This is a genomic window from Bacteroidota bacterium, assembly GCA_016720935.1.
In the GTDB taxonomy this organism is placed as follows: Bacteria; Bacteroidota; Bacteroidia; order AKYH767-A; family 2013-40CM-41-45; genus JADKJP01.
In genome coordinates this window covers 183,905-210,583 of record JADKJP010000003.1, presented here as the reverse complement: position 1 = coordinate 210,583, position 26,679 = coordinate 183,905, and the positions used below count along the sequence as shown (strand labels likewise).

The window sequence follows — 26,679 nt, the reverse complement described above, 5'->3', positions numbered from 1 at the left end:
AGATTGTTTTTTTGGCTGTCAGAATGAAAAAAATCGAAATGACCGCGCTTAACGCAGAATCACAAAACAGGTTCCGTCAAATGAAAAATAAAATATAAAACAGTGTGTTTATTGTCCCAGATCCCTGAGCCAGGCTTCCACCAGAGGAATTTCTTTCGCGTCAACAAGGTTCAGTCCGACCATGGCTTCATAACACCGGTGCAAATTTCCACCGAGATTATTGAGTCCGGATTTCAGATCCAGCTTTTCGAGAGTTTCGGCGATACGGAGGTTGTTGGTGTAACCTGAAATTTCATCAGCAAAATCCCGCATCAGGTTGTGCATATTCCTTTCCTGCCAAACGGTTGCAGGATGAAAAAGAATGCTCCAGTTATTTTCCCAGGCGATACGTTGGGCGATAAAACTTCTCCAAATATCGGTCATCCGGAAACTGCAATAAGAGGGAAGATACATTAATGGAAAAGCATCTTTGAACCAGGTTGTGTTCTGGCTATTGAACGGGCACCAGGTTTTATTTCCCAATGCAATTTTCGCATCACCTTCAAAATTCAAAGGCAAAGGAAGGATCAGACGATAAATCGCGTCCACATCCGGGTTTTCATTGGCTAATCCCTGCTGAATGGGACAATCACAATCTTTTACATTGAAATCACTGAGTGGAGGCAATGCATCCTGCAATTTTTCGAGGGCAAATCCTCTTGGCCAGATCCGCGCCTTGGTGTAGTATTCATAGACATTCACCCAACCTTTTTCCTGAAGCGGGTGGGCTGGAACAATTCTGTTTCTTTCTGCCCAGAACTCGGGATGAGCATAATTGTCATCATCTGTTTCAAGAATTTGTTTTGCACCATTTCGTATTGCCAGGAGATATCCGATATTTTTTCTTCCATAATGTTTTTCGGGCAATAGTTTAACGATGGATAAATCAAGCTGACGCTGGCGTTCGAGGCTGTAAAAATCACAGCCTTCCAGGATAAAATCAGATGGAGAAGCTTTGTCGCCAATCATGTAAAAAGGAATGCCGGCTTTTTTACAATGGGAAGCATAAGCATTCAGGACAGGATGGCCGGAAGCAGCGATTGAAGTGATTACCAAAGCAGTATCCATCATGAACTCAAAGAGATTTGGCCTGAAAAGTCAGGCGTTGAACAAAATAAAACCAAAGCACCTGGATCGAATTCAGGATTGCTTTCCGAGAGACACTTGGAGAGGGTGCCCTGTAGTGTATTGGAACTTCAATGTATCTTTTTTTACGAAGTAAATAACGGACTTCTGTCTGATAAAAATGAGCCTTCGACTTTAAAGGATAAGCAAGAAGTTCTTTGACAACGGAACTGTGAAATCCCTGAAATCCGGATGTCATGTCTTTCATGCGTGAACCCAGAAGAATATTGGACAAAATTGTTCCCATCCGGGAAAGAAATATTCTTTTAAAAGAAGATTGCCAGATGGAACCACCGTTCATAAACCGGCTTCCGAACGCGCATTCATTTCCTTCGTTAAGTACTCTCAGGAACATGGGTATGGCCCGTGGGTCATGAGACAATCCGGCATCCATTTCAATTACAAAATCATGATGGGGACAAGCCTCACGGTATCCGCGAATATAGGCGTCGACAACATTTTTATTTTCAGGAGCCCAGACTGTAACAAACCGAGCGTCTTTTTCGGAAAGTGCTGTACACAAATCTCTCGTTTTATCTTTTGAAACCTCATCCACCACAAAATAGACTTTCCCGGATTGCAAAAAGTCAAGTACTTGTGTAAGAGCTTCAACAAATGGAAAAAAATCAGGTTCTTCATTCGCCATCGGAATAACAACAGCGAAGTTGTATGCTCTTAAATAATATAAATTCGGATGCGTACTGATTTTATCCGTCCCGAATGATTCCATGAGGGGCAAGATACGAAGCGAAAAGGTTATGGCAAAAAATTGAAACAAAGCCCGGATATGAAAACATACCCGGGCTCTGCTCAATAGAAAAAGCTTGTTCCTTATTTGATCGCGGCTGCATACAACCGGGAAACTTCATCCCAATTGACAAGATTCCACCAGGCAGCGATATAATCAGGGCGACGGTTTTGATAGTTCAGATAATAAGCATGTTCCCAAACATCCAGTGCCATGATCGGACTGCCTTTCACTTCAGCAATGTCCATCAGGGGATTGTCCTGATTTGGAGTAGAGCTTACAACCAGTTTTTTATCTGCACCAACGGTGAGCCATGCCCAACCGCTTCCGAAACGAGTAGTTCCTGCGGCATTGAATTTTGTTTTCAGTTCATCGAAATTCCCAAACGCGGAATTGATGGCTTCAGCAAGAGCTCCTGTCGGAGTGCCGCCGCCACCCTGCTTCATGAGTGTCCAGAACAGACTGTGGTTATAGTGACCACCTCCGTTGTTACGAACAGGCATTGGGTATTTGGAAATATTTTTACAAATATCTTCAATAGACATCTTCTCGGCATCTGTACCTGCAATGGCATTGTTCAGATTGGTAACATAAGCCTGGTGATGTTTGGTATGATGGATTTCCATCGTGCGCGCATCAATATGCGGTTCCAACGCATTGTATGCGTAGAGTAGTTTTGGGAGTTCGAATGACATGATATGTAGATTTAAATAGTAAAACTGTGCAAAGTTAGGGTTTTATTTTTTGCACAAAAAAAACAGGTTAATCCTGTCAGTTTCATCGTTTATGCAATTGTGGAATCAGGATACCATTCAAACTGCCAATTAAAAGGCCTGCAAGGACATCAGATGGAAAATGTTTACCGGCTCTGTAACGAAAATAACCGGTAGCAATTGGTAGTGCTGCCGCGCCTGCCCAAATCCAGGGATCACGAGAGCGGTTTGGATGGGTAGAGGTGTAAACTGATGCCGTATACATCGCGGCTGTGGCTGTTAATGCAGTATGTCCTGAGAAAAATGACGCGGTTGCATCAGGTTTTCTCTTTTCTGAAAGTGGGGCTGATGGATTGTAGACAAAAGGCCGTTTGCGCTTTACCAGACCTTTGACAAGTTGAACTTCTGCAGCAGTGAGCAGAATGGACTCAATGGCCATCACCGAAACGGCAAGATCATCATGACGAAATTCTTTTCCGAAAAATAAAGTTGTCGGAGTCACGAGACCCAGAAAAAGCAGGTCATCACTTATCTGCGCGGATGTTCTACTATAACGAAGTGTCGCAGGACGGTCGAAAGTATTTATCGATGAATTGTTCAGTCTGGAAATTTCATCAGGCGATAAACCGGATTTGTGTTTGTACAGAATGTTTCCGCCAATATTAAAACCGATTAAACCTCCGGCGGTAATGTACTCTTCGGGCGAATGAAGACGGTATGGGATCTGAGCAAGACAGTTGTGATGACCATCAATCAGCAACAGTAAAAGCAAGGGTGCAAAAATTCTTTTCACCATTGTTCCCGTCAAATATCGGCGCGAAAGAAAACCATCAATCACCTTTGACTGCCACTTGTTTGTGCTCGACCATGTCAATGGCTTTTTTCAATGCTACATCCAGTGTATGTACCACAGGATAAAAACCATCGTTCTTCCAGATCTGTCTTGCAATTAAGGCTTTAATCTGAACACGAATAATTCCACCGGAAATGCGAGAACCTTTTTCATCGACAGGAACACCGCTCTTTACAGCAAATTCAAGGAACTGATTGTATATCTGGTCAGTCGTATTGAATGCTGCATTAAACGCTTCGAATGATTTGAATTTTTCAAAATCAGCCCGGTTTTTATCAAGGTAATTGTATGCAAACTGATTGATTAATCCTTTGCTATTTACATCACCATAATAGGCTGAACTTCCGGTAGTATCCATTGCTACAAATTCATCGGGCATGATACCACCACCACCATAGACAATTTTCCCGCCCGGAGTTTTGAATTTGAGAGAATCGGTAAAATGAATGCTGTCGGAAGAAAGCAACTCTCCTTTTTTCAGGCGCTCATAAAGTTCGTTCTCGTAATTTTCATATCCTCCTTCGTATGATTTCTGGATACATCTTCCTGTAGGAGTATAATAGCGGGCAATGGTTAAACGGATAGCAGAACCATCGGGAAACTCGCTTTGTTCCTGCACCAGTCCTTTACCGAAAGATCTTCGTCCGATAAGTGTAGCACGATCCCAATCCTGCAATGCTCCCGCTACAATTTCACTCGCGGAGGCGCTTCCTTCATCGATCATAACAACCAGGGCACCCGTTTCAAAGAATCCTCTTTCGCTGGCATAAAATGGTTCTTTTGGACGTGATCTTCCCTGAGTATATACAACAAGTTTTTTATCAGGAAGAAATTCATCCGCGATTTGTATCGCTGTTTTCAGATATCCACCCGGATTTCCGCGCAAATCAAGAACAAGGTTTTTCATTCCTTTCTCTTTCAGCTTCATAAATCCATCGAGATATTCTTCATAAGTCCGGTCAGCAAAATGACTCACCTTGATGTATCCCGTTTCTTTATTCAGCATGTAAGCTACATCCACACTATAAATCGGAATTTTTCCCCGCGTGATGAGGTAGTCTCTTGTCTGCCCATTGGTTTTTCTGAAAATGGTCACCTTTACTTTCGTTCCACTCGGACCACGGAGAGATTGCATGACCTGATTGCTTGTGATGTTGATACCGGCCACATTTTTCCCATCCACTTTGATAATTCTGTCGCCCGGTTGAATCCCGAGTTGTTCAGACGGACCTCCGGCTACTGCGGAAACCACCATGATTGTATCTTCTTGTATGTGAAATTCAACACCGATACCATCGAAGTTTCCTTCAAGAGGTTCGTTCATGGCCTGCAATTCATCCGATGGAATATAGGCTGAATGAGGATCCAGCTGGTGCAACATATCTTCAATTGTTGACTCAACCAGCTTTTTTTGATTGACTGTATCTACATATTCACTGTTGATGTAATTGATTACATCATTCAGCTTGTTGAACTGTCCTGTCCGAAAAGAGAAAAGCGAACGATTGTTTTTGAACGGTTCATTAAGTCGCATTCCAATATAAATTCCACCGGCAAGGAGTGCCGCGAAAACGAAGGGTAACCAGAGCTTTATTTTATTCACGGAAGATGATAAGATACGTAAGGATTAATGTATGCTGTAAGTTCTTTAAACTCCGAATGCCAAAAAATGTTTTGGGCTGAAGGCAGATAAATCGGGCTTTTTAAGAGAAATTAACACGGCTTTTCCGGCTTCAATTTCAAACCGTTGCCGGAAGCTGATAATGAATTACCTCCACGCCAAAACGGCGAAGAAAATCAACACCTTCATCACTTTGAATGCCCTTGTAACTGGCATAGGATTCCAGGTAAAGTACTTTTTTTATTCCCATTGTAAAGATGATCCTGGCGCAGGCAAGACACGGGGACAGCGTAACATAGAGCGTCGACCCATCCATTGGTACACCATTTTTTGATGCATATAGGATAGCATTCTGCTCCGCATGGAGGGCAAGGGAACAGCTTCCTTTGCTGTCGCGTGGACAACCGGTTTCAGGCCATTCCTGATCACAATTGTGAGTTCCTGCCGGAGGGCCGTTATAACCCAGAGAAACGATACGGGTGTCTTTGGTGAGTACTGCTCCTACTTTTATTTTAACACAGTGAGACTTATTTGCCAGATTACTGGCCAGTCCCATGTATATTTCGTCGAAGGTTGGTCGATGCATTGTCATAAAGTATACAAAGATACGAGAAAGTGCTTCCTTTTTCCTGTTTAGACCTGAATTCAGGCAATAGTATCAGGTCCACCTATTTCTTCTCAAATTGAAAAACAGAAGATTACGAGCTTCTGAAAACCAAAATTCCCTTTAGGAATTGTCATGGAAGGTCAAAAGTAGGTAGGAATGCGTTACTGAACCTTGATAATAGCTGCAAAGAGATTGTCACTAACCCGGTATCAAGTGACTATAAATGAGTCCAAATTCTTCAAAAACTTTGAAATATGGCATTCATTATTATTTTTGCATCAAATCTCTATCCATGAAAAAGGTACTCTTCCCGATTGCCCTGTCCGGCTTATTATTCTTTTCTTCCTGCAGCAATGAACCAAAAAAGTCTGAATCTGAATCAACACAAATGCCTGATTCAACAACTCTGGTAGAAGATTCAGCTACAAAAAAATCAAAAGAAATTCTCGACTTCAAATTCTTCTATACTATCGCCAATCTTCCTTCACCAATGGAAATGATAAACGCGATTTATCAGAATGATGTTCCTTTCAATAAAGAAATGTTGAACTCTCCTTCCAACGAGGAGAAATACAATACTGCCTATAAAAAAGCGATCAACTACGGCGTGTACGGAATTGATATGGCGTATGCCGCTTTCTATGGACAAAATCAGGACCTGTTAGAGTACTACTCTACAACAAGAAAATTATCAGAGAAACTGAATGTTCAGGAGACATTCGACACTTTCACTCAACGTTTCCGTGAAAATGCTGACAACAAAGATTCACTCGTATCTATGATTGACCGCGCTTATTCTGAGACTGATGCTTATCTCCGCAGCAATCACCGTCTCGAAGTTGCAGCACATGTACTTGCAGGAAGTATCATGGAAGTTCAATACCTGAGTATCGAACTGATGAAAAATCAGGATCAGACAAAAGCCAATGCCGGTATCTTTGAAAAAATTTACAATCAGAAACTCTATCTCGAAAACCTCATCAGTTTGTTTGATGAATTAAAGAAATATCAAAGCTCAAAGAATTTGCAGGATCAGCTTATTACTTTGAAAAAGTCATTCGACGCGGTGAAATCACCAGCTGACCTTACTAAACCTACCATGGCCGGTTTGTCTGCTGCTGTCACCAAGGTGAGAGCGGAAATGATTCAATAGTCTGTTGTCCGTCTAAAACATTCCTGCTCATCTGATTCAGGAAAAAACCATGAACCCACAGGTTCATGGTTTTTTTTATGACTTATTAAAAGTTTATTTTTACTTTCAACGCTGCAGAATGGAGAGACCGGAAGGCCAGGAAAATGCACATCCACTCTTCTATTCACTATTTATTACATCCTGATCATTTTATGTCTGAGCGAATATTAAGGGCTTTAATGCAATTGTTTGCAATTGGTGCAAGTCTCGAACGATTGACGCAGCAAAGCCGGTCTGTTGTTGAATCATTTCTGAGACAACAAATCAGTCTTCAAAGAATTCCTGAATACCTCACCCTGTTTGATGAACAATTGCATCTGCTCGAAGGTGTGGCAGATCCGACCAAAGTCAGAAAAAAACTCGCGGTCAGCTCAGTCAAAGCGTTGAGGATATGTACTGAGATCAACAAGGAACTAAATACCCGTCAGAAATATATTGTCTTTATTCGTCTTGCAGAATTCATGTACAGCTCTCCTGAAGAAATCACAGAGCCTGAACGTGAGTTCCTGGAAACAGTAGCGAATGTATTCACGATTGAGCCGGATGATCATGCGTATTGCATGGCGATCACCGAACCTCAGACTTCTGCAGAAAAACTGGACGCTCATCAGATCCTGCTTGTTCAACACGATAAAAATCCGGAAGTACGACACGGTCTTCAGTTGCATCATCATGATCTGGAAGGCTCACTCTGGTTTTTGCATTTGCGTCGCGCGGGAATTTTTATTCTCCGCTATTCAGGCAAAGATTCACTTACTGTAAACGGACAACCGGTAGATCCTCAAAGAGTATCCGTATTCACGCAAGGAGCTGTATTGCGCGGACAAAAAATTCAACCGCTTTATTACAGTGATGTGCTGCGTCCCTTTCTTGAAACGAAAGAAGAAAGCAGACTCATCATGCAGGCAAAGGAACTTGAATACAAGTTTAAGAGTGGTGCCAAAGGTTTGCATTCTTTGAATTTCACAGCTCAGTCGGGACAACTTGTTGGAATTATGGGAGGCAGCGGTGCGGGAAAATCAACTTTGCTAAGTGTGCTGAACGGCACAGCGAAACCTTCTGCAGGTGCATTGCTGGTCAATGGTACTGACGTTTATTCTGATCCTGCTCACCTTGAAGGAGTGATTGGCAATATCCCACAGGATGATTTGCTCATTGAAGAATTGAGTGTTTTTCAGAACCTTTTTTACAATACTAAACTGGTCTACGGTAACCTCCCGGATTCTGAGATCAGTATGAAAGTGATGAACACTCTTGAATCTCTTGGTTTGACTGAAATCAAAGATTTGAAAGTTGGAAATCCTTTGAACAAAACGATCAGTGGTGGTCAGCGGAAACGACTGAACATCGCTCTGGAGCTTGTGCGTGAACCCGGAATTCTTTTTGTGGATGAACCTACTTCCGGACTTTCATCAAGAGATGCTGAAAATGTGATGGATCTGCTGAAACAACTGGCTTTGACAGGTAAATTGGTATTTGTGGTTATTCACCAGCCAAGCTCTGACATTTTCAGAATGTTTGATAAGTTATTATTACTTGACGTAGGTGGATTTCCCATATTCTTCGGCAATCCATCTGATTCACTTATTTATTTCAAACGTCAGGCTAACCTTGCGGATGCTGAAGAAGGAGAATGTCCTGCCTGCGGAAATATTAACCCTGAACAACTGTTCAATATTGTTGAGCTGAAAGAGCTTGACGAATTCGGAAATCAAACCCGCAACAGGAAAGTTACACCTTCGGAATGGAATACGTTGTATAAGGAAAAGGGCAATTCCAATGGCTTCAACGAAGAGGTTCCTCCATTGCCGGAACAAACAAATAAAAAAGCGGGCCCATTCAAACAATGGAGAATCTTTTTTACTCGTGATTATCTGAGCAAACTGAGTAATACACAATACCTGATGATCAATTTGCTGGAGGCTCCGGTGCTGGCGATCATCCTTGGTTTTATTCTGCGTTACAAACGACCTGAGTCAGATTATTTTTTCAGCGACAATCCAAATATACCTGCCTATTTATTTATTTGTGTTATTGTTTCCCTCTTCCTGGGATTATCCGTGAGTGCTGAAGAAATCATTCGTGACCGCAAAATACTTCAGCGGGAAAAATTCCTGAACCTTTCAAAGCAAAGTTATCTGTTCTCTAAAATTGCCTTGCTATTTATCCTTTCCGCCATTCAAACGGTTTCCTTTCTTGTCATTGGCAATTTGATTCTTGGTATTCACGATATGTGGGGAACTTATTTCCTCGTGTTGTTTACGACTTCCTGTTTTGCCAATCTGCTCGGACTGAATATTTCCTCGGCATTAGATTCGGTAGTTACAATTTACATTCTCATTCCATTTTTGATTATTCCACAAATTTTATTGAGTGGAGTGATTGTTCGTTTTGAAAAACTGAACCCCGTTATCACTACTCAGAAAGAAGTCCCTCTGGTCGGAGACATTATGGCTTCGCGCTGGGCCTTCGAAGCACTCGCTGTGAATCAATTCAGGAATAACGAATACGAAAAGAACTTTTTTGATCTGGAAGCAGAAGTGAGTCAGTTGTATTTCAGAAAAGATTTATGGATTTCTGAAATGAGAAAAAGCCTTGACAAAACCGAAAGATTATTGCAAGCCGGAAAAAGCAAGGAGGAGATTGAAAACGGAATTCGTTTGATGCGGAATGAATTGAGCGATTATGGGGAGAGCCATCCCGACAAACGCTTCCCGCAGATTCAATCACTGAACGGCAACAACCTGAACGCGGAAGTTATTCAGGCCGCACGTACATTTCTAAATACTTTGCATGATCAGCTGATCGATGAATTCAACGATGCCAACAACCGCAAGGATGAATTGATCACGGTCATGACGAATACAGAAGAAAAGAACGAAGCATTTCTTTCCCTGAAAAAGAATTATCGCAACGAAGAGCTCGATGAAGTTGTGCGGAACAACCGTTCACTGGAGAAGGTTGCAGTTTATAAGGATCACATCATACAACGCTATGAACCTGTTTTCATCCTGGAGCCCAATAAAAAATTCCTGCGCAGCCAGTTTTTTGCTCCTGTGAAAAATGTCTTTGGAAAAGCTGGCGATACGTATTGGGTGAATTTGATGGTAATCTGGTCGATGACAGTATTTCTGTATTTCGCGCTGAGCTTCGACTGGTTCAGGAAACTGCTTTCTGTCGGGAAAAGATTCAGGAAAAAATAAAAGCTGTTTTTAAGCTAAGGGATCTGGTTGAGGAACTGTTATAGAAACAATTTTTCAACTCGAAGATAATTGTGATCACACAAATGATACAAGGTGGCAGTACATATCAACTTATAGTGCACTTTGTGAAAAGCTTTGAGCACTTTACGTTGCAAGACTGTTCAATTCCCGGGATAATTTAAAATTGAATTATACTTTAATCAGGGTGAACGGTAATTTCACCAAAGCCTGGTAATCATCCCCTGCTTCCATCATGTCTTCATCGTCACTTTCATAAAACCAATGAACTTTTACAGATGTAGCACCACCGCTATTGGCAGGTTCAAGACGGCGGAAAATATCAAGCAGGCATTTTGAAGAGCTGGTATTGAAATAATCGAGGCGTATATGAACTTCAGTAGCAGGCGCAGGAGATTTTGAATAAGCATCCAGCCATTCAAAAACGGGCTTGTAAAACTCCAGAGAATTTTCAGGAATTGATTTTCCTTTCAATTCCAACACACCTGTATTCGGATTGAATGTGATCGATGGTGTTTTAACGCTTTCTTCGATAATGAGGGGATCCATGTGATAAATTATTTTTTAATGAACTGTAACTCCAAGACTGAAGAACGAATGTGAATCTGAAACAGGGTAAAATTTATATTCCAGTTTTTGTCCGGATTTTCGGGCCATGTCAATCAAACCCAGACCTGCTCCACCTTTTTCAGAAAGTTCCGTTGTGCTGAGTTGCTGAAGGTATTCTGTTCTTAATTCTTCGGGTGATAATGTATTAATGTATTCGAGTTTCTTTTGCAATCCGTCAACGTATTCCTTTGCGATAAAATTACCGGTAACGATACGGTAACTATTTTGAGGTCCGTATCCGATCATAAATATCGCTGTACTTTCCATTGCATCCGGACCATGCTCCTCCTTTAGATCAACCATGTGATGGTATACATTCTGAAGGCATTCGACCAGGATGTGGTAGAATTTTTTCTTTCGTTTTGGCTCCTCCTTTTCACTTTCCAGACGAGCTTCCATAATCTGATAAACAGATGCAAGCAATTCCTGGGTGATATCACCCTTGAAGGACAAAATAATATCGTCCTCCTCCATCTTTAGAAAGAGCTCATAAATGTTTAAGTCGGCCATAAACGGTCAAAAACCAAATGTAGAGGATTGAAGCAGGTTTTGCAAGAGGGGTCGGGTTATTTTGTTGGTGCATTTTGGTTAGTGCTTAGTGGTTGGTGCTTAGTGGTTGGTGCTTAGTGCTTCGTGGTTAGAGGTTCGTTATTGGATGGATTCCGGACCATCCGGAAAGGCTTGAGATTTGGAAATGAGTGTTTTTTTTCATTTTTGATATAGAAATAAAAGAGTGGAATTCAACTGATTCTTAAACAAGCCCATCCTGTGCTTTCCTAAGGCAAGAAGATTTCGGTCAAACTATCAAATATTGATTCTCTTGAGTATTTTGCGATGGTGGAAAGGAGTGCCTGTATTTTTTGATTCAATCCTTTTCACGCTCTAATATCCGCAAGAAGGTGTCAATTCTGCTTCAGCTTTATACTTCAGTTCCGAATGGTCCGGACCCTCAAATTTTCAGTGATGACATCACCTGGTTCCTTATTTTTCTGATAATATTTATTTTGACAGGCGGGATTTTGTATTTCCGATGGGTGAACAAACGATTCAGGGAAGAAAATAAAAATCTCACGGACAAGCTTAGTGAACGTGCACATCAGGTCATGATTCAAAAATGGGAACTCGAAAGAAGGAACCTTACCGTTTCCCAGCAAAATGCGGAGATTATTGACAGCCTGCACTATGCACGAAATATTCAAACGGCTATCCTCCCGAAAACAGATTCCATTCTCGAGAGTTTCAAAGATGCTTTTATCCTTTACAAACCGAAAGATATTGTGAGCGGTGATTTTTATTTTTTCGAAAAAATGGAAAACACCGTCATCCTTGCTATAGCAGATTGCACCGGCCACGGTGTTGCCGGTGCCTTTATGAGTATGGTGGGAAGTTCATTGCTCCATCAGATCATCGGACAAAAACAGGTTAAAGAGCCTGCACGTATCCTTGAATTACTGAACGATGGAATTGTAGAAGCGCTGAAACAAAAAGAAAGCGATTCACATGCGGGAATGGACATCGCACTTTGCAGCATTGATTTGCAAACCATGGTGCTGACCTATGCCGGCGCGAACAGGCCTTTGTATTACATCCGAAATTTCATCGCGGATTCACTGAAACCCGACAAACTTCCGATCGGAGGTTTTCGTCCGGATGAAGATCGTGTTTTTACCCAGCAAACCTTGAAGATAGAAGAGAATGATGTGATCTACCTGTATTCTGATGGCTATGCTGATCAGTTCGGTGGTGTTCAGGGGAAAAAAATCATGACCAGGAAATTCAAAGATCTTCTCTTGTCCATTCATAGCAGTCCGATGAAGGATCAGGAAAAAACTCTGGATGAATATTTTGAATCCTGGCGTGGCCGCTACGAGCAGGTTGACGATGTACTTGTAGCAGGAATCCGGATCTGATCCATCCAGAGCTTTTCAAACCACTCAGGATCGGTTCCACAATTTACCGAATTTGTAATTGACACTTGCAGTCATCAGGAGATGACCATCCGGTGAGGAATATTGATTCCGTTCGAGAACCAAATTTCCTTCCTCCTGACTGACTTCTATTTCTTTTCCGAAATGCATCATGTATTGTCCTGACAAAGTAATGTCCAGACTTTTAGTAATGTTAATGTGCATCCCAAGTCCTCCCTGAGTAGCCAGACTTACACGATCGCTATAATAATCTCTGTTATTTTTATCGAAAACTTTTGTGTAATCGAAGCAATGACCCAGGATTATATATGGCTGAAGAACATTCGTGAAATCAACTGTTTTCCCGGGGTAATACATTACAGACCATCCAATGTGATAATCATTTCGTATAGCCTTGTTGAAAATAGACGATGTGATGTAATCGAAGTACCATTCTGTATTGATGCGTTCCGCAAACTGAATACGGTATTGTCCGCCCACTCCCAATCCACGGGTTTCTTCCGGGATATCATTAAACATACTGAAAGTATTCCGGGTTCCAAGAGAGAAATTACCGGAACCGGGCTGCTTCATAAAATCAAGCAACTTCGCATTTGCGGTAGAAATAAAACAAAGCAAAACAGGCAGAAGGATGATGGATCGTTTCATACGGTTTTTGTTTTTTGTGTGAGCAATGAAAAAAGTAGAAATTGTCCATCAGATAGTGTAACGGATGGGTTACATATTTATTGTGTGGTGCTTAGTGCTTAGTGCTTAGTGCTTAGTGCTTAGTGCTTAGTGCTTAGTGCTTAGTGCTTAGAAATAATAAAAAATAATTCACAGCATAAAATTGAAAATGGATCATCACGCCTCCAATAAAATCTGAGGCGGTGCTTTATAAATTTTGAGAGGAGAGTAAGTGTAAGTGGAAGTGCAGGTTTTAAGAAATAAACCTGACACCTGGTACTTTGTAGCTAATACCTAAAATCTAACAACTAACAACTAACAACTAACAACTAAATTAAACCAATTCCTCAATTTTCCACGGCTGGCCCTGGAATTGAAAAGTGTCACCAACAGCTTTGCCAAGCAGAGGAATAGCAAGAGGAGATTTCACTGACAGAAAACCAATCTTTTTACCTTCAACAGTATGGATACCCAGTCCGGACGAAATAAAAAAATCTCCTTTATTCGTTTTTACAAATGATCCGGGAATAACTACAGGTGAACTTTCGAGAACATACAATTGCTGAAGTGCAGCCAGTTCACGTTTTGCTTCTTCGAATTGTTTGGCATTCATTTCACGATCAAGCTGACCCATGGCCCTTGCTGTTTCATATTTATCACCTGCAGAACTTTTATCTTCCGAATTGGCAGCATCCTGTGCATTCAACATCGCCTGTTTAGCTGCATCTATACGTTGCTGAAGAATATCTTCAGCATATTTTTTCAATTTCACTTTATATTTTGGATTCATAATTCATTATAAAAATCTGGTGCAAAAACTATAATTCTTCCTCCCCTTATCTTACCTCTCCGGAGTTATTTTTTTTTCCAAAAGCAGGCATCAACAAGTAGACTATAATTCCCAAAGAAATTACTGTAAGGCCTGAAAGTACAAATTTCCATCCGGTTGAGACGAAAATAAAAATCCAGATGAGAATTGCCAGTACAACGGGCAAAGGATAAAGAACCATTTTATACGGCAGATGTGCGGTTCCGTTTCGTTTTCGTAAAAGAACAACTCCAATTGCCTGACCTATAAACTGTACGAGAATCCTCATGGCCAGGATAGCGCTGATCACATCACTCAATTTGAAAAGCAGACTGAATATAAATGCTGCCCCACCAAGGAATAACAATGAAATGTGAGGGAAGTTTTTCGTGGGATGAAGTTTTGCAAAAACCGGAAAGAATTGCCCATCCACTGCCGCGGCATAGGGGATCCGGGAGTATCCCAGGAGAACAGCAAATAAAGACGAGAATGCAACCAACAACACCAGTCCGGTCGCTATCACAGCTGCCTGATGGCCGTAGATCTTTTCAATGAATGTACTCACGATAAAACTGGAGTTCTGAGCTTCCTGCCAGGGAATTACACTGACCACACTGATATTCATTGCCAGATAAAGAAAAGCTATTCCGAAAACGGAAATAAATATACTGCGTGGAATGTTCCTGCCGGGATTTCTTATTTCGCCTCCAAGATGACAAACATTATAATATCCCAAATAACTATAGATTGTTTTTACGGAAGCTTGTCCAAGAGCAACAAAAAACAAACTACTAAACAAATCCGAATGATTATCAGGAATCCAGTTGTTGGAAATCGTGTGCGAAGTTATTCCGCCAAAGATCATCCAGGAAATGGTTACCAAAACAGCGACCCAAAGCATGACACTGATTTTACCAATTGTTTCAATTTTCCTGTACAAAAGAAATACAAGAAGAAGAACGATACCCCCGGAAAGCATCTTTTGCTGTAACGGCGTGAATGGATACAAATAGGTGCAATACTGTGAGAATCCAATGGCTCCACTCGCGGCAACCAAGGGTGCCTGAATTAATGTTTGCCACACGTATAAAAAGGAAAGCATCTTTCCTCCTTTCTTTCCGTACGCTTCTTTCAGAAAATTATAGCTCCCTCCTGCTTTGGGATAAGCAGCTCCGAGTTCTGCCCAAACCATGCCGTCTACGAGTGAAATCACGGCGCCAACTATCCATGCAAAAATAAAATGTGGCCCACCGATCATCTTGATTACTAGCGGCAGCACAATAAATGGCCCGATCCCGACCATATCGATCATGTTGATCGCGGTAGCCTGTACAAGGGATAATTCACGTTTGAGGCCTGTTGATGACATAGAGGGGGATTGGGGATTGGGGATTGTTGATTGTTGATTGTTGATTGTTGATTGTTGATTGATGATTTTGAATTGATGATTTTGAATTGATGAATGAAAAAGCTTGAATATTTTCCTAAAACAAACAAGGGCGCTTCACCATTCACTCTTCACCTTAAAATTTTATTTCTCACCACGAACGGAAACAAGGTAGTCTACAATTGGTGCAACGGATGAGTCCGGAATTGGTGCTCCAAAATTTTTAACCATTTTTTCGACAGTTTTTTCCCAGGTCTTTCTGGGAAAAGGTGGTTGCATTTGTATATATCGATAAGAATGACAAATACCACAATTTGCCAGAAACAAATCACTGCCCGGTCGATCCGGCAAATGGTAGCCGGCATCACTCAGTGTAAGAATTTTTGTGCTTTCAATTGGAACTTCGTTTTGTTTCTTCGAGTCAGAACAGGAGACCATCAAATACTGGATGAAACAAAACAAAGTGATGAGAAGTGTAGATCTGGATTTCATTTATTTGACCTCCAGTTTTAATTCTTCAATTTCATTTCTCATATACCCGCTTCTGTTCCAATGATGCTCAGGTTGTGTTTCTCCCAGTATATTGGTAGCTTTTACTTTGAATGAATAAGATCCTGCTGCCAATGGCTTCCAGGAATAGCGCCATCTCCTCCAGGAATACTTCCCGATTTCAGGGTCGAGTTTTGCTTCTTTCCAGCTCTTTCCATTGTCCTCTGACAATTCAACTTTATTTATTCCATCACCTCCGTCGAATGCCAGCCCTTGTATTTCAATTGGCGAACCAGATGAAATGATACTATCCGGCTCAGGTGTAACAAAAAGACTTCGCACATTCATTTTATTGATGGGCTCCATGTCCTTCGACAGACTATCTTTTTGCTCATTCGCGTCACGATTGTTCTTTGGAATGAGGTATGATTTTTTCATCCAGTAACCACCAAATGTATCCGGATGAACCGTGATTTGATTTAACATTCCAATCCAATAAGTAGCATACCAACCGGGAACAATCAACTTCAATGGATATCCATTTAGCAAAGGCAAAGGTTTACCATTCATTTCGTAGGCAACAAAGACTTCGGGGTCCATTGCCTTTGCAGCACGTAATGATTTCACAAAATCGGGAGTTCCAGGTAATGGAGGGTCATCGATTCCGTTAAATGAAATATCAAATGCATTTTTATTTAGTCCTGCTTCATTTAGTAAATCGGATAATCTTACACCGGTCCATTTAGCATTCCCCATCGCGCCGTTTTTCCATTGCCCGCCCGGAACATAAGGATCATTAAAGCTTCTGGAATTGCCTGCACATTGAGCCAGGGCGACCATTGAAACCGGCTTGAACTTTGTTTTCAAATCCTTCAACGAAAGTTCAAGAGTATGTTTTACGTCTCCCCCAATCCTTAACCGAAATGTATCCTCCGAAATTTCAGGAGGAAGGTTGGACATATGCCAACGAACAAAAAACACATCGTTCGGTGTGTAATCCAGTAAGAAGTATTTCAAGGGAGTTTCAAGGTTGGGTGGCCTGTCGGTCAGAAGACGCATAGCGGATTTTCCCGGTGCCACCACCAATTCATCCTCGCTTGCCGAAGAAACAGGCTTCTCTTCTTCATGCTGAGTATTCCTGCTGCAGGAGATCGTGAAGCAATAAATTATTAAGAGGAATGAAATTCTTCTCATGAAAATAAAATACGGAATTGGGTATTACTTCAGGTTAATTTGAGATCCTGAATGCTTAAAGATACTGGAATTCCTGTCTTAATTCCAAATATAAAAGCCTATTTCAGCTATCCTTATAAGAACCAAATTGAAAAGTGAAATTGTCAGATTATCCGGCGGAGATTTTTATTGGGAATCCGGAACCCAATTCATCAAAAAATCTTTTGGCGATACGCATTGGTCGAAAAGTATATCTCTTCTTCACATGATGGCCACCACTCCGGTGCAAAATATCACGTAAAGTTTCGACAACCTGGATAATATGTTCACCCTTATTGACCATTACACATTCTGCCATCGCCGCATGAGCAGCATCTGTCACTTCTGATCTTGTCGCGATTCCGGATTTGTTTAATGTCTCCAAAACTTGTGTCGCCCAGATCACAGGAACATGCGCAGCTTCACAGATCCAGAGAATCTCCTCCTGAATTTCGCTCATGCGTTCAAAACCGATTTCAACAGCAAGATCACCACGGGCGATCATGACACCAAAGAACGGGCGTTTCATTCCCTGCAACAACAGAGCGGGAAGATTGTCCACAGCTTCAGGTGTTTCAATCTTCAGAATGAGAGAACCTTCACCGCCATTTTTATCCACTTCATCCTGCAATAACTTTATATCCTCCGCACTGCGAACAAATGAATAACCAATCAAGTCGGCATTTTTGCATACAAAGGGAAGAATTTCCAAATCCTGTAGTGTAAGGGAAGGCAATTTGAGATGAGAGTCGGGAAAATTCATTCCTTTCTCCGCCTTCAACATGGATTTTTTTGTAGAGACTCTTTGGATCTGTAAAGTGGCTATGTTGTTGTCCACAATCAGCACACTTGCGGCAATGAGTCCGTCGTCAAACATTACTCTTTGACCGGTCTTCAATTGTGATACAACACCTTTTTCAGAACAACCAATGACAGTAGTCAGGGGATCAAAATCAGCATCACTCTCCGCAAAGGAGATGAACTCTCCTTCATGCAGCATTACTTTTCCGTCCTTCTTTCCCTTGCCCAATAAAACAGTTCTCATCTTAGGACCTGCGAGATCCATATAAATTTTACATGGAAGTTGTAATTCATCGGATGAGTTACGCAATAAAGTAATCATTTTCGTCCACGTCTCCTGATCATCATGAGCACAATTAATGCGGGCTACATTCATCCCGCTTTTCAAAAGTTTTTTAATCAGATGATTGTTTTCAGCAAAATCCGTGTCGAATGTGACCATAATATACGGGATCAAAGGATCGGATTTTGACCCGAATAATTGCACGCATCGTTCCGCAATAATTTTTTTTCCCTGAATGTAATCACACTTTGCTCGGTTGTCAGCAGCATTTTGTTGCCCCAGAACCTGAAGAATTGCCAGGATCTGACTGTGAATATGGCTCTCACTGCTTGCCAGGGAGGATAGACCGAGAACATGCAGTTCATCTTGCAAACTGCGAATATCTTCACTTCGTAATGACAGGTAGTGTAGTAAATTTTCAGCACTCAACTCCTGCTTTGCATCAACTTCCTTTATTATGCTTTCGTTATCTATTGAAACAATCCGCATTTTTTGGTTTAACGCTTCAAGATTTGAAATTACGTTATTGGTGGTTTCCATAAATTAAGAATATTAATAATAAAATATTGCATTGCTCAATTTGTTTTCAACTATCAGAATTTGTCTTTTAACACTATTCAAAATTATCTCATTCGCAAAAAAGAATACATGACATCGGTGGGTTCAACAAGAGAATTCTTAAAATTTTATTTCAAAATCTTTAATAATTCGGTGCAAAAAAGATGATAAACAACTAATCCCTTGAAGGTCAAAATAAATCATAACAATTTCGTAGTCGTTTCATTAAAACTGCGAAAAAGCAGTTTTTAGCATCTGCATTTATTTGCTGATTTTATAATGTAACAATCTATTTACATACTCCATTAACATTTGAAAAACTACGAAAAGCTTGCCCAGAGCTACTTTCCGAGAGTTTCTACCAAGCAAATTCGTCGATTCGTCAAAATTCCATCTTTCTTAACAGTTGAATAATCCAGAAAGATAGCGCTTCTCCTATCTTCGTACCGTTAGCCGGAGAGATCACTCTTCAGTGATTTTTTTAGCCTGCAAAAAAATTAATTTACCATCCGATGGTAGCCTTTTATTTTATCCTTTTACCTTCTTTTTCAATTAATTTTTTTAGAATTCATAGTTTCAACAGAACCAATTTTCCCCCAATAACAATTCATACCAAACCAACATGAAAACAAATTGTACAACACAAAAAAACGATTCAGGTTTCAAGAGAATTTTACATTCCATGATACTTGTAATGTGTTTATCAATGGTCAATGCAACATATCTGCGTGCCGGAGATTTGAATGCATCGCTTGGATCCGCAAATGCGGATATTCAGGAACTTTTGAAATACTATGATCAAAAAATTTATTTTACACAAAACCAGGGCCAATTCAGTTCAGGGGTTCTGTACAAAGCGGAATTTCATTTAGGACAAGCGATTGCCACCAAAGATGGAATGATCATTTCTACATATGATCCAACATCTGTCGCGGCTCGTGAATCCGAGGGCATCCAACTTGAAGAAGACATTCGCAATGGCATGCCATGGCGCCCGATGTCATCTATACTGAAAGGGCACACCTGGAAGATGGATTTTGTGAACAGATCTTCAGCTATGACAATTGACAACAAAGATCATCATGCTGATGTTTACAATTATTTTACAGGCAACACTGCTATCACCAATGTCAATAATTATGGTGAGATCTGGTATAACAATGTGTACAATCAGGTAGACGTAAGATACTATCCATCAGAAACCGGAACGCTTGAATATGATATAATTTGTAAACCGGGCTTCAAAAAAGAAAATATTTCAATCCGTTTTGAAGGTATTGATCAAATGGCCGTTCAGGAAAATGGACATTTGGTCATGCATACAAGTGCGGGCGATGTTGATTTTCCTTCACCTGTTGTTTATCAAAAAATTAATGGCGTTCAGAAACCCGTGACAGCAAGATATGTTGTTTCTAATAACAATCTTTTAAAATTTGAATTGGGTGAATTTGATGCAAGTCTACCTCTGATCATCGATCCTATCGCTTTACGTTGGGCGACATGGGTAAATACTGCTTCAACAGGTGACAACCATGGTCACTGTATTTGGGTTGACCAAAATGAAAAATCCATTTACATGGTAGCGCGGGTGGTTGGTACTACCGATCAGATGACACCCGGCACTTGGGCTGCAGCCGGTAACCTTGAAATGATTATCGGTAAGTATAAAGAGCCAGATGCAGTGGGCGGCACGGGAACACGTGTTTGGCAAACCTATGTTGGTGGAGGTGGTGACGATAACCCCTATGCTATGGAACAAGGTCCGGATGGAAATTTGTATATAACCGGATACACTGCAAGCACTAATTTCCCGTTGCTTCTCGGAAGCGCGTTTAGTGGATCAAGTATAAACCAGGGAAATCAGGCTACTGACAATATTTTCATTACCAAAATCGATCCATCTGGAACATCATTGAAAAGTTCAGTTATTGGAGGTAATGGTGATGATGGCGGATTTGATTTACGTATCAATGAAGCCGGAGATATTTTGATTTGTGGCAATGTTGCCAGTAGCAATCTTGGAACTCTTTATTCAGGCACAGGGGCTTCCAATACCGTGAATGGAATTGATGTTGTTGTATTTAAAATTAACCAGGACTTATCGACCATTTCCTGGATGAAAAATTATGGCGGCACCGGAACGGATCAAGCAACGATTATGCTTCAAAATGTTTCCAATGGTGATATTTACGTAGCTGGATATACCACATCCAGTAACTTCCCTACTCTCCTCCCACGTCAGGGAACAATTGGTGGAAGTCAAAGTGGCTTCATCCAAAAACTCACTGCTTCCGGAAACTTTGCATGGTCTTCCTATTTCCAATCAGCAAACTCAAAGTCAACTTCAATTTTGTGCATGGAGTTCAATACACTCCAAACACAATTGTATTTTGGTGGTATTACCACCGGTTTAGCTTCTACCAACATTTCAGCTTCCGGTACTTTCGATAATTCATACAATGGTGGCTCCAATGACTTTTTTGTATGCAGAATGGATACAGATCAGAATTTTGTGGCTTCAACATATCTTGGAGGAGGTGCTAATGAAGTAAATATGATGGGACTCAATACAGATCTGAATAATGACGTATATATCTTCGGTTATACGAATAGTACAGATTTCCCAATGTCTGCATTTCCTAACACACCACTTCAGAGTTCGAATCAGGGAAATAATGATAAAACTTTCTCTAAATTAAATTCAACACTCTCGACACTTAATTTCAGTACATACTACGGAGGTACAGGAGATGATTATGATCCGGTGGGTGAACGAGGAATTAAATTTTCGAATTGCCGGATCTACACTATTGTAACATCTAAATCAAACAATATTCCTCTGACACAGGGAGCATTGAACACTTCCCGCACAGGAAGTGTTTACGAACCAGGAATGGTAATCTGGGCAAACCCACCAGATTTATTAGGTAACACAATCACCGGCAACCAAACAATTTGCGCAGGAACTGTTCCTGGAGATCTGACAGGTTCTGAACCAGCTTACGTCTTACCTACTATTTTACGTGGACCCAATTCTTCAGCTTACCCTTCCATCGGATCTGCCACAACGTATCAATGGCAAATCAGTACGGACAGCACAAACTGGACAGATATTTCAGGAGCAAATGCTCAAAATCTCCCCGGAACAACAATTGGCGCATTGTACCAAAAAACATTCTTCCGCAGAATTATTGGCGGGGATGCTTGTATTCTTGCCGGTGCTGCTGACCAGGTTGTAACTGTACGAATTGTGACTGTTACAGCTGATGTTTCGAATGTTTCCTGCAATGGTGCCGCTGATGGTTCAATTACTGCTAATTCTGACGGCGTTGCTCCTTTTACATATGACTGGAGCACAGGTGAGCATACACAAACTATTTCTGGTCTGGCACCAGGTACTTATTCAGTAACAGTAACGGACAACGGAAACTGCACTGCCAGCAATTCCTTTACAATTTCAGAGCCTGCTGTGGTTGATGCTGATGCAGGCGCAGATAAAGAATTCCTTTGCGTTGCGGGTTCTGTCGTGCTTAATGGATCATCATCCATAGTGAACGCACAATTCGCATGGACTAGTCCGGACGGAAATATTTCTCAAAATGCGAATACAGCAAATCCAACAGTGAATGCTGTAGGTATGTATGTACTTACAGTTACTAATCCTGCGAACGGATGTATAGGAAGAGACACTGCCTATGTAACACTCACTACACAAAATAGTAGTAGTACTGCGAACATCGAGATCTGTGATGGTCAAAGCTATACTCCTCCGGGAGGTACAGCACAAACTACCGGTGGAACTTATGTAACGCATATACCCAATAATGCCGGTTGTGACAGTACAATAACCACACATCTTACTGTAAACCCGGTTTTCTCTACAGGTGAAACACATGCGATCTGTCAGGGTGGTTCGTATTCATTGCCATGGGGCGGTTCTGCTACTTCAGGCGGTGATTACACGCATACTTATCCTTCTCGGGCTGGTTGCGACAGTTTGGTTACAATTCATATCGATGTTAACCAGACTTATTCGACTTCTGAATCTCATGCAATCTGTCAGGGTGGCTCGTATTCATTGCCTTGGGGCGGAACTGCAACCACAGGTGGTGATTACACACACACTTATTCTTCTGTTGCAGGTTGCGACAGTCTGGTTACAATTCATATAGATGTAAACCAGACTTATTCTACTTCTGAATCTCACGCAATCTGTGTGGGTGGCTCGTATTCATTGCCTTGGGGCGGAACTGCAACCACAGGCGGTGATTACACACACACTTATTCTTCTGTTGCAGGTTGCGACAGTCTTGTTACAATTCATATCGACGTAAACCAGACTTATTCTACTTCTGAATCTCATGCGATCTGTCAAGGTGGTTCGTATTCATTGCCATGGGGCGGAACTGCAACTACAGGCGGTGATTATACACACACGTATTCTTCTCAGGCTGGTTGTGATAGTCTTGTTACAATTCATATCGATGTAAACCAGACTTATTCTACTTCTGAAACTCATGCGATCTGTCAGGGTGGATCGTATTCATTGCCATGGGGTGGTTCAGCAACTACTGGTGGTGATTATACACACACTTACCCTTCTCAGGTTGGTTGTGATAGTCTTGTTACAATTCATATTGATGTAAACCAGACTTATTCTACTTCTGAAACTCATGCGATCTGTCAGGGTGGATCGTATTCATTGCCATGGGGTGGTTCAGCAACTACTGGTGGTGATTATACACACACTTACCCTTCTCAGGTTGGTTGTGATAGTCTTGTTACAATTCATATTGATGTAAACCAGACTTATTCAACATCTGAAACTCATGCGATCTGTCAGGGTGGTTCATATTCTCTGCCATGGGGCGGTTCTGCAACTTCAGGTGGTGATTATACACACACTTACCCTTCTCTGGCTGGTTGTGATAGTCTCGTTACAATTCATATCGATGTAAACCAGACTTATTCTACTTCTGAAACTCATGCGATCTGTCAGGGTGGTTCATATTCTCTGCCATGGGGTGGTTCTGCAACTTCAGGTGGTGATTACACACACACTTATCCTTCTCAGGTTGGTTGTGACAGTCTTGTTACAATTCATATCGATGTAAACCAGACTTATTCAACTTCTGAAACTCATGCGATCTGTCAGGGTGGTTCATATTCTCTGCCATGGGGTGGTTCTGCAACTTCAGGTGGTGATTACACACACACTTATCCTTCTCAGGTTGGTTGTGACAGTCTTGTTACAATTCATATCGATGTAAACCAGACTTATTCTACTTCTGAAACTCACGCGATCTGTCAGGGTGGTTCATATTCTCTTCCTTGGGGTGGTTCTGCAACTTCAGGTGGTGATTACACACACACTTATCCTTCTCAGGTTGGTTGTGACAGTCTTGTTACAATTCATATCGATGTAAACCAGACTTATTCTACTTCTGAAACTCACGCGATCTGTCAGGGTGGTTCATATTCTCTTCCTTGGGGTGGTTCAGCAACTACAGGTGGTGATTACACACATACTTATTCTTCTGTTGCAGGATGCGACAGTCTCGTGACGATCCATATTGATCTAAATCCTGTTCCTCATACAGATCAAAATGCAAGTATTTGTCAGGGTGGAACATTTAATTTCCCATGGGGTGGTTCAACTACTCAAGCCGGAAATTACTCCCACACTTACCAAACAAATGCCGGATGCGATAGTGTTGCAACCATTCACTTGTCCGTAAGTCCTGCATATCACACTAGCAGTAATGCTTCAATTTGTCAGGGTTCGTCCTATACTCTTCCTTGGGGTCAGGTTGTAAACAGTAGTGGTACTTATACGCATACTTATACTACTGCTCAACAATGCGACAGTATTGTTTCTGTAGTTGTAACCTGCAGCCCTGGTCCTTCCTGCAATATCACTACAACAGGATGCGGAAACAACAATTCTATTTGTCAGGGACAAACAGTAAGACTTTGCGCACCAACAGGAAATGGATATACTTATACCTGGAGCACAGGCGAACACACTTCCTGCATCAATGTCACAACTGCAGGAACTTATACTGTAACTGTTTCCAACGGTAGTGGTTGCTCAAGCACATGCAGTAAAATCATTACAGTAAATCCTGGCCCTTCCTGCGCAATTTCAGTAAGTGGTTGTGGAAACAACAATACAATTTGCCAGGGACGTGCTGCACAACTTTGCGGACCATCAGGTTTTGGATATTCCTATACCTGGAGTAATGGAATGCACAGCCAGTGCATCAGTGTAAGTACCAGCGGAACATATACTCTCACGGTAACAAACAGCAGCGGATGCAGCAGCACATGCACTAAAACGATTACTGTGAGTCAGTCTCCTTCCTGCAATATCACTGTTACGGGATGTGGAAGCAATAATACGATTTGTCAGGGACAAATGGTTGAGCTGTGTGCACCGGCAGGACAGGGATATACATACACCTGGAGCAATGGAATGCATACAAGGTGTATTTCTGTCAATAGCGGAGGAACATATAGCGTAACTGTAACAAATGCCGCAGGCTGCAGCAGTACCTGCAGCAAAACTATTTATTCAAGTCCTGCTCCTTCCTGTTCTATTACAGTTTCAGGTTGCGGAGCCAACAATTCAATTTGCCAGGGACAATCGGTAACCTTGTGCGCACCGGCAGGAAATGGATATTCTTACACCTGGAGCAATGGAATGCACAGTCGTTGCATCACTGTCAATACAGGAGGCACATACTCTGTTACAGTTAGTAACGCGAATGGATGTTCAAGTACCTGCAGTAAAACGATTATCCAAAGCCCAACTCCAAGCAGTACTATAACAGCCGGAACCACTTCGCTTTGCTCCGGTCAAAGTACTACACTTTGCGTGAATGGAGGCACCGGATATTCATATACTTGGAGCAACGGTTCACATAATCGTTGTATCACAATAAATTGTCCGGGAACGTATTCCGTAACAGTAACCAATAGCAATGGTTGCAGCAGCACTTCAAGTATTTGTATAACATCCGGACATGCTCCATCCAGCAATATCTCCGGTAGTCTTTGTTTCAACCAGGGTTCATCTACTACTCTTTGTGCTCCTGCAGGGACGAATTATTCATATACCTGGAGTAACGGATCACACAGCAGGTGCATCAATGTATCCTGTGCAGGATCATATTCAGTGACGGTATCCAATGGTTGTGGTACCCGTAGCAGCTGTGTTTATGTGTCTAAGTGCAGGTCTCATTGCAACTGGAGATTAAATCCTTCCGGCAAAACCCTCACTGTTGAACCACAGGAAGGAAACGGACCATATTCATTTGACTGGATTAATGAGCCTTCTCAAACCACTTCCACTATCAACGTGAATAATCCGGGTCTATATGAAGTTACTATCACCGATAGAAATGGAAACAAAACAACGGAATCCTACTTCGTAACACTTCCATCGCTTATCGTTACGGCATATCCAAATCCGTTCCACTCTGAAACAACTATTGAATTCACGAATTCAGGCAACACAAAAACCGGTTCAATTGAAATCTATTCGTTGGAAGGCAGAAAAGTTGCTGTGTTGTATGAAGGTGAGATGGAAAATGAAAAAACCTATCTGGTTAAATGGGATGCAAGAGAAAATGAAGACGGAATTTATATCTATAAAATTATTTGTGGCGATGCTGTCCAAACCGGCAGACTCACTTTAATGAAAGAATAAATTCATCACCTTAAACCGAAAGGGTTGCCTGATTCTCAGGCAACCCTTTTTTATTATTATCTTTCCCAAAAAGTATAAACAACCAAGCAGGAATTTCGATTTTTATCA

At 41.4% G+C, this 26,679-nt stretch carries 18 protein-coding genes; 4 read left to right on the top strand and 14 right to left on the bottom strand.

Going from position 1 to position 26,679, the window contains the following annotated elements; translation table 11 throughout:
* Positions 1-108 precede the first annotated feature (108 nt).
* The 6 genes from IPP86_03365 to IPP86_03340 form a co-directional block, all read right to left on the bottom strand.
* Positions 109-1,110: a DUF288 domain-containing protein gene (locus IPP86_03365; protein MBL0137555.1), complete on the bottom strand. Its 1,002-nt coding sequence runs from the start codon at positions 1,108-1,110 to the stop codon at positions 109-111.
* A gap of 4 nt (positions 1,111-1,114) precedes the next feature.
* Positions 1,115-1,810, bottom strand: a complete 696-nt coding sequence (locus IPP86_03360; protein ID MBL0137554.1) for a glycosyltransferase — start codon at positions 1,808-1,810, stop codon at positions 1,115-1,117.
* 185 nt (positions 1,811-1,995) lie between these two features.
* Positions 1,996-2,610 (bottom strand): superoxide dismutase, encoded by a 615-nt coding sequence (locus IPP86_03355; protein ID MBL0137553.1) that lies wholly within the window; start codon positions 2,608-2,610, stop codon positions 1,996-1,998.
* Between the two features lie 79 nt (positions 2,611-2,689).
* The gene (locus IPP86_03350) at positions 2,690-3,421 is read right to left on the bottom strand and encodes a phosphatase PAP2 family protein (GenBank protein MBL0137552.1); all 732 of its coding nucleotides are present in this window, start codon (positions 3,419-3,421) and stop codon (positions 2,690-2,692) included.
* Between the two features lie 34 nt (positions 3,422-3,455).
* The gene (locus IPP86_03345) at positions 3,456-5,081 is read right to left on the bottom strand and encodes a S41 family peptidase (GenBank protein ID MBL0137551.1); all 1,626 of its coding nucleotides are present in this window, start codon (positions 5,079-5,081) and stop codon (positions 3,456-3,458) included.
* A gap of 136 nt (positions 5,082-5,217) precedes the next feature.
* Positions 5,218-5,685 (bottom strand): dCMP deaminase family protein, encoded by a 468-nt coding sequence (locus IPP86_03340; GenBank protein ID MBL0137550.1) that lies wholly within the window; start codon positions 5,683-5,685, stop codon positions 5,218-5,220.
* A gap of 313 nt (positions 5,686-5,998) precedes the next feature.
* Between IPP86_03340 and IPP86_03335 the strand changes: the two genes are divergently transcribed.
* Both IPP86_03335 and IPP86_03330 read left to right on the top strand, forming a co-directional pair.
* Entirely contained in the window at positions 5,999-6,859 is an 861-nt protein-coding gene (locus IPP86_03335; GenBank protein MBL0137549.1) for a hypothetical protein, read from the top strand.
* A gap of 191 nt (positions 6,860-7,050) precedes the next feature.
* A complete protein-coding gene (locus IPP86_03330; protein MBL0137548.1) occupies positions 7,051-10,101 on the top strand; it encodes an ATP-binding cassette domain-containing protein in 3,051 nt (1,016 codons plus the stop codon).
* A 189-nt stretch (positions 10,102-10,290) separates the two neighbouring features.
* Here the strand turns inward: IPP86_03330 and IPP86_03325 are convergent, their stop codons facing one another.
* Positions 10,291-10,668: a DUF1987 domain-containing protein gene (locus tag IPP86_03325; protein MBL0137547.1), complete on the bottom strand. Its 378-nt coding sequence runs from the start codon at positions 10,666-10,668 to the stop codon at positions 10,291-10,293.
* Between the two features lie 15 nt (positions 10,669-10,683).
* On the bottom strand, positions 10,684-11,238 hold the full coding sequence (locus IPP86_03320) for a hypothetical protein (GenBank protein MBL0137546.1): 555 nt from the start codon (positions 11,236-11,238) through the stop codon (positions 10,684-10,686).
* Positions 11,239-11,627: 389 nt separating this feature from the next.
* On the opposite strand from IPP86_03320, the gene IPP86_03315 reads away from it, so the two are divergent.
* Positions 11,628-12,638: a SpoIIE family protein phosphatase gene (locus IPP86_03315; GenBank protein ID MBL0137545.1), complete on the top strand. Its 1,011-nt coding sequence runs from the start codon at positions 11,628-11,630 to the stop codon at positions 12,636-12,638.
* Positions 12,639-12,662: 24 nt separating this feature from the next.
* Here IPP86_03315 and IPP86_03310 read toward each other — a convergent pair whose 3' ends face one another.
* From IPP86_03310 to IPP86_03285, 6 genes are all read right to left on the bottom strand, one after another.
* Positions 12,663-13,304, bottom strand: a complete 642-nt coding sequence (locus IPP86_03310; protein MBL0137544.1) for a hypothetical protein — start codon at positions 13,302-13,304, stop codon at positions 12,663-12,665.
* A 352-nt stretch (positions 13,305-13,656) separates the two neighbouring features.
* On the bottom strand, positions 13,657-14,112 hold the full coding sequence (locus IPP86_03305; protein MBL0137543.1) for a 3-oxoacyl-ACP synthase: 456 nt from the start codon (positions 14,110-14,112) through the stop codon (positions 13,657-13,659).
* A 46-nt stretch (positions 14,113-14,158) separates the two neighbouring features.
* Positions 14,159-15,499 carry an amino acid permease gene (locus IPP86_03300; protein ID MBL0137542.1) on the bottom strand — a complete coding sequence of 447 codons (1,341 nt, stop codon included), beginning with the start codon at positions 15,497-15,499 and terminating at the stop codon, positions 14,159-14,161.
* Between the two features lie 162 nt (positions 15,500-15,661).
* Entirely contained in the window at positions 15,662-16,009 is a 348-nt protein-coding gene (locus IPP86_03295; GenBank protein MBL0137541.1) for a hypothetical protein, read from the bottom strand.
* Positions 16,010-17,200, bottom strand: a complete 1,191-nt coding sequence (locus IPP86_03290; GenBank protein ID MBL0137540.1) for a molybdopterin-dependent oxidoreductase — start codon at positions 17,198-17,200, stop codon at positions 16,010-16,012. It lies immediately after the preceding gene.
* Between the two features lie 148 nt (positions 17,201-17,348).
* On the bottom strand, positions 17,349-18,842 hold the full coding sequence (locus IPP86_03285) for a pyruvate kinase (protein ID MBL0137539.1): 1,494 nt from the start codon (positions 18,840-18,842) through the stop codon (positions 17,349-17,351).
* Positions 18,843-19,482: 640 nt separating this feature from the next.
* Between IPP86_03285 and IPP86_03280 the strand changes: the two genes are divergently transcribed.
* Positions 19,483-26,571, top strand: a complete 7,089-nt coding sequence (locus tag IPP86_03280) for a T9SS type A sorting domain-containing protein (GenBank protein MBL0137538.1) — start codon at positions 19,483-19,485, stop codon at positions 26,569-26,571.
* Positions 26,572-26,679: the final 108 nt, after the last annotated feature.